10 protein-coding genes and 1 pseudogene are annotated in these 12,622 nt (G+C 67.7%); 8 read left to right on the forward strand and 3 right to left on the reverse strand.

The genetic code is table 11. The annotated features are described in order from the left end of the window. Positions 1 to 26: 26 nt before the first annotated feature. Positions 27 to 1,298, reverse strand: a complete 1,272-nt coding sequence (locus ACQ260_RS16530; protein WP_432560560.1) for a GNAT family N-acetyltransferase — start codon at positions 1,296 to 1,298, stop codon at positions 27 to 29. Positions 1,299 to 1,451: 153 nt separating this feature from the next. Between ACQ260_RS16530 and ACQ260_RS16535 the strand changes: the two genes are divergently transcribed. From ACQ260_RS16535 to ACQ260_RS16545, 3 genes are all read left to right on the forward strand, one after another. Continuing rightward, a complete protein-coding gene (locus ACQ260_RS16535; RefSeq protein WP_432560561.1) occupies positions 1,452 to 2,351 on the forward strand; it encodes a MerR family transcriptional regulator in 900 nt (299 codons plus the stop codon). Between the two features lie 89 nt (positions 2,352 to 2,440). Further along, positions 2,441 to 3,220: a TspO/MBR family protein gene (locus ACQ260_RS16540; RefSeq protein ID WP_432560562.1), complete on the forward strand. Its 780-nt coding sequence runs from the start codon at positions 2,441 to 2,443 to the stop codon at positions 3,218 to 3,220. Positions 3,221 to 3,228: 8 nt separating this feature from the next. Next, positions 3,229 to 4,035, forward strand: coding sequence for a DUF1295 domain-containing protein (locus ACQ260_RS16545; RefSeq protein WP_432560563.1), 807 nt, complete (start codon positions 3,229 to 3,231; stop codon positions 4,033 to 4,035). 36 nt (positions 4,036 to 4,071) lie between these two features. Here ACQ260_RS16545 and ACQ260_RS16550 read toward each other — a convergent pair whose 3' ends face one another. Together ACQ260_RS16550 and ACQ260_RS16555 are read right to left on the reverse strand one after the other, a co-directional pair. Continuing rightward, positions 4,072 to 5,664: an ABC-F family ATP-binding cassette domain-containing protein gene (locus ACQ260_RS16550; RefSeq protein ID WP_432560579.1), complete on the reverse strand. Its 1,593-nt coding sequence runs from the start codon at positions 5,662 to 5,664 to the stop codon at positions 4,072 to 4,074. A 52-nt stretch (positions 5,665 to 5,716) separates the two neighbouring features. Next, positions 5,717 to 6,670, reverse strand: coding sequence for a helix-turn-helix transcriptional regulator (locus ACQ260_RS16555; protein WP_432560564.1), 954 nt, complete (start codon positions 6,668 to 6,670; stop codon positions 5,717 to 5,719). 119 nt (positions 6,671 to 6,789) lie between these two features. Between ACQ260_RS16555 and ACQ260_RS16560 the strand changes: the two genes are divergently transcribed. From ACQ260_RS16560 to ACQ260_RS16580, 5 genes and pseudogenes are all read left to right on the forward strand, one after another. Next, the gene (locus ACQ260_RS16560; RefSeq protein ID WP_432560565.1) at positions 6,790 to 7,344 is read left to right on the forward strand and encodes a DinB family protein; all 555 of its coding nucleotides are present in this window, start codon (positions 6,790 to 6,792) and stop codon (positions 7,342 to 7,344) included. Positions 7,345 to 7,405: 61 nt separating this feature from the next. Next, a complete protein-coding gene (locus ACQ260_RS16565) occupies positions 7,406 to 7,990 on the forward strand; it encodes a DinB family protein (protein WP_432560566.1) in 585 nt (194 codons plus the stop codon). A 1,254-nt stretch (positions 7,991 to 9,244) separates the two neighbouring features. Next, positions 9,245 to 11,428 carry a bifunctional DNA primase/polymerase gene (locus tag ACQ260_RS16570; protein WP_432560567.1) on the forward strand — a complete coding sequence of 728 codons (2,184 nt, stop codon included), beginning with the start codon at positions 9,245 to 9,247 and terminating at the stop codon, positions 11,426 to 11,428. A gap of 497 nt (positions 11,429 to 11,925) precedes the next feature. Next, positions 11,926 to 12,228 carry a transposase gene (locus ACQ260_RS16575; RefSeq protein ID WP_432560568.1) on the forward strand — a complete coding sequence of 101 codons (303 nt, stop codon included), beginning with the start codon at positions 11,926 to 11,928 and terminating at the stop codon, positions 12,226 to 12,228. Next, positions 12,225 to 12,622, forward strand: a pseudogene (locus ACQ260_RS16580) (hypothetical protein); the annotation flags it as partial. The gene ACQ260_RS16575 and the pseudogene ACQ260_RS16580, both read left to right, overlap by 4 nt.

Here is a 12,622-nt window from a genome sequence, read left to right on the forward strand (position 1 = left end):
TCACGGGGTCATCCTGCCGCGCCGGATCAAAAGTCGGTGTTGCAATAGGGCCTGCGGACACCGCCCAGCAGGTGGCCCAGGCGGTCGGCGGCCTCGTCGGAGGCCCCGATGCGGCGGGCGACGTGGAGCTGGCGGACGGGTACGCCGCCGAGGTAGATCGACCCCAACTCCTCGACGCCGACCGTCGCGTCGGGCTCATCGGCGGAGCGGGTGACCTCGGCCCGGCCGTCGGCGACGTCGATCCGATAGGTGCCGTTGGCCAGCCCCAGGTCGTCGGTCACGGCGAGGGTGAAGACTTGGTCGGGGCAGCTGTAGCGGCGCGCGGACAGCGCCGCGACCGGATCGAGGATGCGCAGCCAGAGGTGGTCCTTGATGCCGGTCACCTCGTACGCCCGCTGGTCGACGAGTGCCCACCGCAGTGGGTCCTCGATGGGCGCGAGGGGCCAATCGATCTGCTCGACCCGATCGATCCCGGCGAGGAACTCCCACAACCCCAGATAGGCGGGAGTGCCGACCGCGACGAGGTCCCGCACGGTCAGGACATAGTGACCGCCCTCTTCGCGCACGTCATAACAGACCAATCCGTCCGGGCGGCCGTCGTCATCGAAGTGCAGGGCGTTGCGGACGCTGCGGTTGCGGTCGGAGGCCCGCGGATCGAAGATGCCGGAGCGGTGCTCGGCGTACAGCACCCCGCGCCCGACCGCGCCCGGCGTGATGGCCTGGTGGCGTTCGAAGATCTCGGCGCCCACCCTGCCCATCTGGTCCTGGCTGGTGAGCTCGACGCGACCGGTGGAGGGGGTACGCAGACCGAAGCGCGTGGAGGTGTTGAGCCGCACGGACTGGACGAAGGTCGCGGGACCGAAGCCGAAGCGGCCATAGATCGTGGCCTCGGTGACAGTGAGGGCGGCGAGTGCGTGGCCCTTTTCGTGGGCCTCGGCGAGGTCGTCGACCATCATCCGGCGCAGTACGCCGCGGCGGCGGTGGCTCGGTCGCACGGTGACATCGGTGATCAGGTGGGCGGGAATCACCGCGCCCCCCACGTTGATGCTCTTGTCGAACGACACGAAGGTGCCGACCGGGTGCTCCGCGGACAACGCCTCGGCCGGGAGGCTGGTGTCATAGCAGCCGCGCTGCAGCCAGTTGTCGCCCACGCTCTCCCGCAACACCCATTCGACGGTCATCTCCTGGGGGCTGGGCGCGAGGAAGCCGAGCATGACCGATTCCCACCAGGCGACGAACTGGGGGTTGTCCTCCACGCGATCGGAAACAGCCCGGAACGTGCGCTGGGTCAGGTCCATCCGTCGAGCCTAGGGCAGCGGCGAGGAGCCGGAACAGGGGCCATCCACGCGCAGGGCCGGCGCACCCGACCCACCGTGCCGGACGGATCGAAAGCGCCGCTCGGCGCCTCCGCGATTGTCCAATCTTTGTGGAGTGCTTGGTACATTCCTCCGGTGGACTCTTCGACAGCCGCGCGCTACACGGTCAAGCAGGTCGCGGCCTTGACCGGCGTTCTCGAGACCACGCTGCGGGTGTGGGAACGCCGCTATGGCGTGGTGGATCCGCAGCGCTCACCCGGCGGCTATCGGCTCTATGACGATGCCCAGGTGGAGCGGCTGCGCAGGATGGCTGCGCTGGTGGCGGCCGGGGTTCCCGCCTCGGTGGCCGCGCGCACGGTCGGGACCACCCCCGCCAGTCCCGACCCGAGCTCCGGCCAGGAGTCCGGCCGAGCCGCCGAGCTGGATCGGCTGGACCTCGTCCGCGCCGCGGCCGCCCTCGACCCGGCCCTGCTCGACGGCGTCCTGACGGACGCACTGGCAGCGGCGCCGTTCGAGCGGGTCGCCGACGAGTGGCTGCTGCCCGAGCTCGCCAGGCTGGGTGATGCCTGGGCAGCCCGGGAACTGGGCGTCGCGCACGAGCACTTCACGTCCGCGGCGATCGCACGCTCCCTGGGCGCCGCCTTTGCCGATTCCCCGGCGCCGGACACCGGTCCCGTGCTGGTCGGGCTCCCGGAACGGGCGCACCACGAGCTGGGGCTGCTGGCCTTTGCCACCTGCCTGCGCCGCCAGCAGGTCGAGGTGGTCTATCTGGGCGCGGACGTGCCGGTCGCCGACTGGGTGGCGGCGGCCGTGACGCTGCGGCCGCGCGGGGCGGTCGTCGGGGCCCCGCTGTCGACCAGGGTTCCCCGTGCCCAGGACGTCGTCGATCAGTTGCACGGTCTCGCGCCACCGATCGCCGTCTGGGTGGGCGGCGGACTGGCCGGCCGGGTGCGGCGCGCCGTGCAACTGCCGGAAGGGGTCGCCGAGGCCGCCACTGCAGTGGCCACGTCACTTCGAGCCGGGGCAACCCCCTAACCCTGGACAAACTTTTTACAAACTAGCCTTCTCCCCCGTAGGCTCGGCATTGTGCGGCCCCTCAACCACCGCGCACTCGAGGAGCACCGATGAACCGCGATCTGCTGCGCCGACTCTGGGTCACTCTCAGCGCCGCCCTCTGCGTCTATGGCACCCTGCTGGGCTTCGGGGTGGTGGGCACGCCCGTTGAGGACTCGTCCTCCGGTGCGCTCTCGGCGGATGCCACGCTGCTCGCCCCCGGATCGCCGGCGTTCTCGATCTGGTCGGTGATCTATGTGGGACTGTTTGCCTACACGGTCTGGCAGTGGCTGCCCGCCAACCACACGGCCGAGCGGGCGCGCGCGACGGGCTGGCTCGCCGGCGCGTCGATGCTGCTCAACGCAGGGTGGCTTCTGGTCACTCAGGCCGGCCTGATCTGGCTCAGCGTCGCGGTCATCGCGGCGCTCGTGATCGTGCTCGGCGTCCTGGTGCAGAAGCTCACCGCGCTGCCGCCGAGGGGCGCGGCCGACACGATCATCGTCGACGGCACCTTCGGTGCCTATCTGGGCTGGGTCTGCATCGCGACCTGTGCCAACATCGCCGCCGCCGGGTCCGCATCCGGGTGGACGCTGGGTGCGTCGGGCGACCAACTGCTCGCGGTCGGCGTGCTCGCCGTGGCCGCGGCGCTCGGTGTCGTGCTCGCCCGACAGCTCGGCGGACGGCTCGCGCCGGCCATTGCGCTCGCGTGGGGCCTCGCCTGGATCGCGATCGCCCGGATCACCGACACTCCGGCCTCCCTGAGCGTGGGCGTCGCCGCGGTGGTCGCTGCCGTGATCGTCCTCGCCGCCGCTCTGCTCCTCCGCCGCCGCGCGGTCCCCGCCCTCGCCTGAGGACCCTGATGCTCGCGCCGTTCCCGACGGACGCCTGGTTGGCGTCCCTCCCGTTCGTCCTGTTCGCGCTCGCCGCGTTGATCGTCATCACGTGGCTGGTGGGCCGTCGCCTGCGGCGCTTCGCGATCATCGATGTTGTCTGGGGACTCGGGTTCGTCGTCGCCGCGATCGTCGCCTTCGTCGCGTCGGCGGGTCACGGCGATGAGGGTCGCCGGCTCCTGCTGTTGGTAATCACCGCGGTCTGGGGTCTGCGCCTCGCCGGCTATCTGGCCTGGCGGCAGCGGGACGGCGCGGAGGACCCGCGCTATGTCGATCTCCTTGAACGAGCTCCCGAAGGCAAGGGTGAGCTGCACATGCTGACGAAGGTCTATGCCTTTCAGTTGATCGTCATGTTTCTCGTGGCCATGGTGCAGATCGTCGGCATGTTCGCCACCGGCCCACTCACCTGGGTCGCCTGGGTGGGGGTCGGTGTGTGGGTGATCGGCATGTTCTTCGAGACCGTCGGCGACGCGCAACTCGCCGCGTTCAAGGCTGATCCGGCCAACCGCGGCGCGATCATGGACCGCGGCGTCTGGGCCTGGACCCGGCACCCCAACTATTTCGGTGACACGGCCGTGTGGTGGGGTCTCTTCCTCATCGCGGCGAGCTCGTGGCCGGGCGTGCTCACGATCCTGTCCCCCGTCCTGATGACGTGGGCACTCGCGTTCCGCACCGGCAAGCCCCTGACGGAGCAGCGAATGGCCGGGCGGCCGGGCTGGGCGGAGTATGCCCGGCGCACCAGCGGGTTCGTCCCGCTCCCGCCGAAGCGCCGTTGATCGGGACGGGGCGTTCCCGCGGGAACGCGCCACCGCTCACGCGAGCGAGATCAGCTCCGCATAGTCGGCGCTCCAGAGGTCCTCGACCCCGTCCGGCAGGATGAGCACTCGGTCCGGATCGAGCGCCTCCGCGGCGCCGTCGTCGTGGGTGACGAGGACGACGGCACCCGCATAGGTGCGGATGGCCTCCAGCACCTCCGCGCGTGACGCGGGATCGAGGTTGTTGGTGGGCTCGTCGAGGAGCAGGACGTTGGCGCCGGACACGACGAGCATCGCCAGCGACAGCCGGGTCTTCTCGCCGCCGGACAGGACCCGCGCGGGCTTGTCGACGTCGTCGCCGGTGAACAGGAACGAGCCGAGGATCTTGCGCACGTCGGTGTCGTTGAGGTTGGGCGAGGCGGAAACCATGTTGTCCAGGACCGTCCGGTCGGTGTCGATGGTGTCGTGCTCCTGGGCGAAATAGCCGATGCGCAACCCGTGCCCCGCGATCACCTCGCCGGTGTCCGGCTCCTCGACGCCGGCGAGGATGCGCAGCAGCGTGGTCTTACCGGCGCCGTTGAGCCCGATGACGATGACCTTCGAACCCTTGTCGACGGCAAGGTCGACGGCGGTGAAGACCTCCAGGGACCCATAGGACTTCGAGAGATCCGCCGCGGTGAGGGGCGTCTTGCCGCACGCCAGTGGTTCGGGAAAACGGATGCGCGCCACCTTGTCCTGCGCGCGTTCGCCCTCGACACCCGCCAGCAGCTTCTCCGCGCGGCGGGCCATGCTGTGCGCGGCGGCGGCCTTGGTCGCCTTCGCGCCCATCTTGGCGGCCTGGGTCAGCAGCTGGTCCGCCTTGCGCTCGGCGTTGACACGCTCGCGCTTGCGCCGCTTCTCGTCGGTCTCGCGCTGCTGGAGATAGCGCTTCCAGTTCATCGAATAGACGTCGAGCTCGGCGCGGTTGGCGTCGAGGTGGAAGACCTTGTTGACCGTCGCCTCGAGCAGGCCGGTGTCGTGGGAGATCATCACCACGGCCCCGGGATAGGTCTGCAGGAACCCGCGCAGCCACACGATCGAGTCGGCGTCGAGGTGGTTGGTCGGCTCGTCGAGCAGCAGCGAGTCGGCATCGGAGAACAGGATGCGGGCGAGCTCGACCCGGCGGCGCTGACCGCCGGAGAGCGTGTGCAGCGGCTGGCCGAGCACCCGGTCCGGGAGCCCGAGGTTGGCGGCGATGCGGGCGGCCTCGGCCTCTGCGGCGTACCCTCCCGCCGCGATCAGCTCCGCCTCCGCCCGCGCGTAGGAGGCCATCGCCTTGTCGTGCGTCTCCGCATCGGCCATCTGCGCGGAATAGGTCTCCAGGCGCCGCAGGATCCCGTCGAGCCCGCGGGCGGAGAGAATGCGATCACGCGCGAGTTGGTCGAGGTCGCCCGTCTTGGGGTCCTGCGGGAGATAGCCGATCTTGCCGGTACGCGTGACCTGACCGCCCGCCGGCTGTCCCTCCCCCGCCAGGATGCGAGTCATCGTGGTCTTGCCTGCGCCGTTGCGCCCGACGAGACCGACCTTGTCGCCCGGGGACACCTGGAACGACACGGGGGACAGCAACAGCCGCGCTCCCGCGCGTACCTCCAGCTCACGGACACTCAACACTTGGTTCATGCTCCCGCACGCGGCGGTCGACACCAAATCACGTGCTGTCGCTTCAGCCGACCAGCAGCCCGGCCAGCGTACGCATGCGCGCCGCGAACTCGGGTGGATCGATAACCGTCAGCTCGGCACCCAGGTCGAAGGCGGCCAGGGCGAGGTGGCGAGCGAGATCGTCGATGTTGTCGCTGCCGCACACCGCGATCGTTGCATCGTCGCCGTCGGCGGTGCAGGTGGCGTACTGCTCCGGGATGCGTGCCCGCACCTTCGCCAGGGGCGCTCCGAAACGCACGGTCGTGACGTGCGGCCACGGAGCACGCGGAAACGCCCGACGGACGTGCTCGACCGGATCTGGGGAAGGCTGGGGCTGGAACCGGAAGGTCGTGACGTGGAGGTCGCCGATCCGGTCGATCCGGAAGGTACGCCAGTCGTCGCGGTCGAGGTCGAAGCAGAAGAGGTACCAGAGCCGGCCCGTCGTCACGAGGCGATAGGGCTCGACGTGCCGGGAGGTGACCGCACCGTCCCGAGCGGTGTAGTCGAACCGGACCCGCACCGTTTCCTTGGTGGCGTGCGCGAGTCGCGTCAACAGACCGACGTCCGCGCGAGGCCCGCCGGCGGGCGGCAGCGCCGCGGTAGCGTCATCGATCGCGTGGACCTCGGCGCTCAGGCGGGCCGGGAGGACCTGGTCGAGTTTGGTGAGCGCGCGCAGCGCCTGCTCCTCGATGCCGGCCACCCCACCGCCGGCGCCCTGACGCAGACACAGCGCGACCGCGACGGCCTCCTCGTCATCGAGGACCAGCGGCGGCAGCCGGCGCCCTCGACCCAGCCGATAACCGCCCTCGCTCCCCTGCTCCCCGTGCACGGGATAGCCCAGCTCGCGCAACCGCTCGACGTCACGACGGATCGTCCGCGTCGTCACGCCGAGGCGTTCGGCGAGGTCGGGCCCCGACCAGGTCGGACGGGACTCCAGGAGACTGAGCAGCGTGAGCACGCGGCGGGTGGTTTCGGCCATGCCTCCACTCTCGCAGGCGCTGCGGACAGAAACTGTCCGCACGGGGAGCATCGCGGACCGAATCTGTCCTCTTGACCCGCCAGGCTGGACTCATCCGCACAACGGAATCGGAGAACACCATGCAGGCACCCACCCTTCCCGCCGCGCTCGAACAACTCGACTGGCACTGGACCAACCACCTGCGACCGAGACTCGACGGTCTGACCGATGACGAGTACACCTGGGAGCCCGTCCCCAACTCCTGGAACGTTCGCCCCAAGGGCACCGGCGCGAGTCCGATGGCCGCCGGGGCCGGCGACTTCGAGATCGACTGGGAGATGCCGGAACCGTCCCCGAGCCCGGTGACCACGATCGCCTGGCGACTCGGGCACGTCATCGTCGGCGTGCTCGCGATGCGCAACGCCGGTCATTTCGGCGGGCCGGAGACGGACTATTTCCAGTGGGAGTACGCCGGCACTGCACGCGAGGCGCTGGAGCAACTCGACACCGAGTACGCCGCCTGGATCGCCGGCGTCCGCAGCCTCGGCGAGGACGGTCTGGCCGCACCCTGCGGCGAGGCCGAGGGCCCGTGGTCCGACGAGCCCATGATCACGCTCGTCCTCCACATCAACCGCGAGCTCATCCACCACGGCGCCGAGATCGCACTTCTGCGCGACCTCTATGCCCACCGCTGACGCCGGCTGAGGAGCGCCGAAGGCGCGTCTCGAAGCCACACCCCCACGAATGGAGAACCCCATGTTTCCTGCCATCCTCACCGAGTCCCAGACGCTCACGGGCTATATCGACGAGATGCTCCAAGGCATCCGCAACTCCGCCCACGGGCTCACCGACGAGCAGGCGCGGTCCCGGCCGACCCGCTCCACGCTGTCCATCGCCGGGCTGATCAAGCACACGACCTGGGTCATGGGCCAGACCGTGCCGCGCGTCGAGGGCGACGGGCAGACAGCCGATCCCGACAGCGCCGATGGTGCGGCAGAGTTCTACGGCAGCTTCACCCCGACCGGCTCGGAGACGCTCAATGGCCTGCTGACCGCCTTCGACGCCACGCGCGAGCGCTATCGCGCCGCCATCACCGCGATGGACCCGGCCGCCGAGATCGAGGTCGGCCCGCAGCCCTGGGACGATCAGCCGAACACGGAGATCGCGTCCCAGCGGCTGCTGCTCGCGCACCACATCGACGAGTTCGCCCGGCATGCCGGGCACGCGGACATCATCCGTGAGCAACTCGACGGCGCGACCGCGATGGCACTCAAGTTCGCCGTCGAGGGGCGTCCGGGCAATGCGTTCGTCCAGCCCTGGTCCCCGGACAGCACACACTGACCCCTACTCCACCCGCGCAGAACCCCGCCCGCGCAGTTGCCTCACGGCCCGCGCCAGTCGCACCAAGGTCCAGATCAACACCACCGCGAGCAGGAGGCCGAATTGGCGGAGCTCCGCACCAGGCGAGCCCGGTACATCAGCGCAACCGCACTACCGGCCACGGTGTCCGCAGAGCATCTGGAGGATTTGGATGAGGACCGGCTACGAGCCGTCATCGAGACGGTCCTGGAGGCTGTCGTCGTCCAACCGGCATCGCGCCGCGGCGAACCATGGACGCCGGACCGGCTTTCATACGTTTGGCGGGCTGGCGGGTGACGATGGCGAGACAGCGTGACGTTGACCCTGTTGGTTCTGTTCTTGAGTTTCGTCGCCCTCGGCAGCCGTACGGCACCTCTGCCGACGGGGCCGATCGGCGTGGCCACCCAGGTGGTGGGACCGAGTGGCAGGCGGTGCTTCGGTGATTGAGTCCGGCTACAAGATCTTTGTCTACTGCAACGAACACCCATATAAGGAGGCAGTGACCAACTTCATCTTCGACGGCCGCGCGTGGGTCGAGCGCAAGACCAGAAAGGATCACCGACCCTCAAGACGTAAGGGCACCGAACTCCGCATCGTGTCTGCTAAAGGTCCCGATGGTGAGATCGCGAGTAGTGAGATCAGATCAAAGCGGGACTGGGACGGCTATCGGCTGGTTTGTTCTCGGTGCCGACGCCGGAAACCAGCCCAGCGTCGAAATCATGCCTACAGGCCGAAAACGCTGCACTCGGCCCTATTCGAGGTGGCCAAGAGGGGGCAGACCGAACTGACGCTGCTTGAACTCGACGCTATAGTAAAAGAGCAGGCGGACGCGACGTCTTCCGAACCTGACCGTTAGGTGCGATAACGTTACGCACCCTCCCGAAGCGCCTCGACGGGCGGAAGATTTTTTCCTGTCCGGAGGCCTTTGTGTCCCCTTCGTGGAAGTCCGAGCGCGCAAGAGTAGCCGTTCTATCCAAGACCCGACCTGCTGACGATCCCGAAATCGTCGCCGCCCGCCAGCGCATGAAAGCACTTCGTCTGGCTGAGCACGTTCAGCGGGCCATCGACCAAGCACCCCCACTCTCCCCGGAGCAGCTGGCGCAGATCGCTTCGTTGCTCCGCGCTGGGGGGTGAGTTGGGATGACACAGAGAAAAGGCCCCGGGCGGCGAACCCGGGGCGCGCAGAGGACCGACACGATCGACACTGCTGACCACAGTCTATCGCGATTCGATCAAATGATCGATGAAGTGCTGCGGTTGGTGGGGGCGGGTTTCCCGGTCCTTCCGTGCCGATGGGAGGGTCCGGACGCGAAGGCTCCGCTGATCTCGAACGGCTTCCACAACGCCACCACCGACCCGGAGAAGCTCCGCAAGTGGTGGGGGACGTGGCCGGACGCCATGATCGGCGTCGCCATACCCGAGGGCATCGTCGTCTTCGACATCGACCCCCGCAATCGTGGCTCCAGGGAGGCCCTGGAGGCCGTGGTGGGTCCCTTGCCGCCCACTCAGACCACGATCTCGGGCCGTGGTGACGGTGGGGAGCATCTGTGGTTCCGGGTGCCGCCCGGGACGCGTCTCCAACGGCACGATTTGCCGGCTGGTGTGGACTTGAAGGAAGGCACCAGGGGCTACGTGATTGTCGCTCCGTCGCTGCACCCGGACACGGGCGAGCCGTATCGGTGGGAAGGTCCAGAGGAGATCGCCGAGTTGCCGCCCCGGGCCGTGGACGTGCTCACGCGTGGTGTGGCGCAGGCCGTATTGAAGGCTCAGAGCGGCCCGGTCAGACCGGTGGGCGAGGGGGTGCATCCGTACGCTCGGAGGGCGATCGAGGAGGAGTTGGGACGCCTGTCAGGGGCAGTGCGCGGCAACCGGGATGTGACCTGTTTCGAGGTGGCGTGCAATCTCAACGAATTCGCCAACTCCGGTTGGGCCGGGTATAACGTGGACCAGGCCGAGCGGGACTTCCTCGAGCATGCCCCGGTCGAGGAGGATTTCCCTGGTGCTCAGGCAAAGAAGTGTTGGAGTCAAGCGCAGGCGCAGGTGGGCGACACCGCCAGGAAGGAACCTGGAACGTGGACTCCTCCAACGCCGATGACTCTGGCCGACGCCCACATGACATTCCGTCGATGGTTCGGTGACGGGTTCGACCTTGACGTCATCGATGCTGTTCTCGCGACTGCTGCCGCCCAGCATCTGGACGGGGAACCGGCGTGGTTGCTGGTTCTCTCCGGATCCGGCAACGCCAAGACAGAGGTCGTGCAGACCCTCGTGGGCGCCGGTGCCACGATCGTCTCGTCGATCGCGTCGGAGGGTGCCTTGCTCAGCGGGACGTCCCGCAAAGAACGTGCCGCTGACGCCACTGGTGGCTTGCTCCGTAAGATCGGATCCGGGACCTTGGTCATCAAGGACGTGACCACGATCTTGTCGATGGCACGCGAGAGTAGAACACAGGTGCTGGCAGCCCTCCGCGAGATCTATGACGGCCGGTGGAGCCGCAACATGGCCGTCGACGGCGGCCAGACCCTCGAATGGAAAGGCCGCATCACGATCATCGGGGCGGTGACCAGCGTCTGGGACACCCACCACTCGGTGATCGCCGCCATGGGGGATCGGTTCGTGGTTATCCGATCCGACTCCACCGTGAATCGGATTGAGGCCGCCCGACAGGCTATCCTCAACACCGGCAGCGAGCAGCAGATGCGCCAAGAACTGTCCCTGGTGTCCGGTGGAGTCATCGCCGGAAGGGGAAGCCCGGCGGACCTGACCGACGATATCGAGGACCGTCTGATGGCAGCGGCTGACCTGGTGACCCGCGCCCGGACCGCTGTCGAGCGGGACTACCAAGGCAACGTGGTCGATGCCCAAGCACCGGAGATGCCGACCCGGTTCGTCAAGCAGCTCACCCAACTCTTCCGGGGCGGCACCGCCATAGGCCTGACGCGAGGCGAGGCGATGCGGTTGGCGATCCGGTGCGCGAGGGATTCAGTTCCGCCCTTGCGACTCGCCATCATCGACGATCTCGCCAGTCATCCGCAGAGTTCGACCACCGAGGTCCGCAAGCGACTCGGCAAGCCTCACAACACGATTGATCGGGAACTGCAGGCGCTGCAGATGCTCGGCATTCTCGACTGCGATGAGGTTGCCCCAACCACTGGGCAGGGGCGGAGGTTGTGGAGGTTCAGCCTCGCCGACGATATAGAGCCGGATGCGATCAAGCCTGTTTCCAGAAAAGTAAGTACTCCCCCCCCCGAAGAGAAAGTTCAGAGTGAAGCGCTCCGTGCTAGGAGATTCGTTTCCAGAAAAGTAAGTAATCCCCCTCCCCCCCTGAAAAGGGGGGAGGACCGGGTACTCACGTTCTCTTCTGACAAACCTGGAAACAGGGTCGTCACCCCCACCACCACAACAGGAGGGAGTGGTTAGTAGCCCACAAACCTCAGGAAACTGAGGCACCTTTTCCGCGTCAAGTAGTTGGCAGGGCTTCCTTTCCTTGGAATGTCGGGGTGGTGGGGTCGGCCAGGCCACGTGCACCTGTTTGGGCCGGTTCCAGGCAATGGCCTCGTGCGGCCGGAGCTCGTTGTACTCGATCCGGTAGTCCTCGGCCCCGCTCAGTGAGCATGAACGCGTCGTCGATCTCCTCGAGGTAGAGCCGCTCGTACTTCAGCGTGCCGAAAACCACGCTCCCGGGACCCGTTCTGTCCCGGGGTCCTCACCCGGGTGCGCACGTGAAGCAGCTCGGGATGGGCGGCGATAAAGGACTCGAACCGAAAGGACGAAAAGGGCCGCCATTGTCGGTCACAATGGTCACCACCGGCGCCAGCTCACCAGTTCTCCGAATCGACCGGGCAGGCCTCGACCAGGGGTCTGCTGCACGGATAGGTGACAACCAATCTGCCTAACCCTCGCGTTGGGCTGGAAGGATGTTCACCGTGTCCAAGCCGTACCCCAAGGAGTTCCGCGACGATGTCGTGCGTGTCGCTCGGAACCGTGAGCCCGGTGTCGAGCTCTCCCAGATCGCCAAAGACTTCGGGATCCACTTCACGACGCTGTACTCATGGCTGAAGACGGCCGACATTGAAGACGCCGAACGGCCCGGTACCACCTCGACTCAGTCGGCTGAGCTACGCGAGGCCAAGCGGCGGATCCGGACCTTGGAACAAGAAGTCGAGGTCCTGCGACGGGCCGCGGCCTACTTCTCCCAGGCTCATCTGCCGGGAAAATGAGCTACCCGCTCGTCCGTGACCTCGCCGCTGACGGAATCCCCGTGACGGTGACGTGCCGGGTGCTCAAGATCGCCCGTCAGCCCTACTACCGCTGGCTCGCGGATCCGGTCACGAACGCCGAACTCGACGAGGCCTACCGTGCCAACGCTCTTTTCGACGCTCACACCGACGACCCCGAGTTCGGCTACCGGTACCTGCTCGACGAGGCCCGCGATGCCGGCGTGGCGATGACAGCCAGGACGGCGTGGCGCATCTGCTCAGACAACCGGTGGTGGTCCGCATTCGGTAAGAAGCGCGGCAAGAACGGTAAAAAGCCCGGCCCACCAGTCCACGACGACCTCTGCGCGATCACGGATGACCAGGGCAGGGTCTGGCACGAGTTCACCGCCGACAC

The sequence above is a fragment of the Ammonicoccus luteus genome, from assembly GCF_050880385.1.
In the GTDB taxonomy this organism is placed as follows: domain Bacteria; phylum Actinomycetota; class Actinomycetes; order Propionibacteriales; family Propionibacteriaceae; genus Enemella.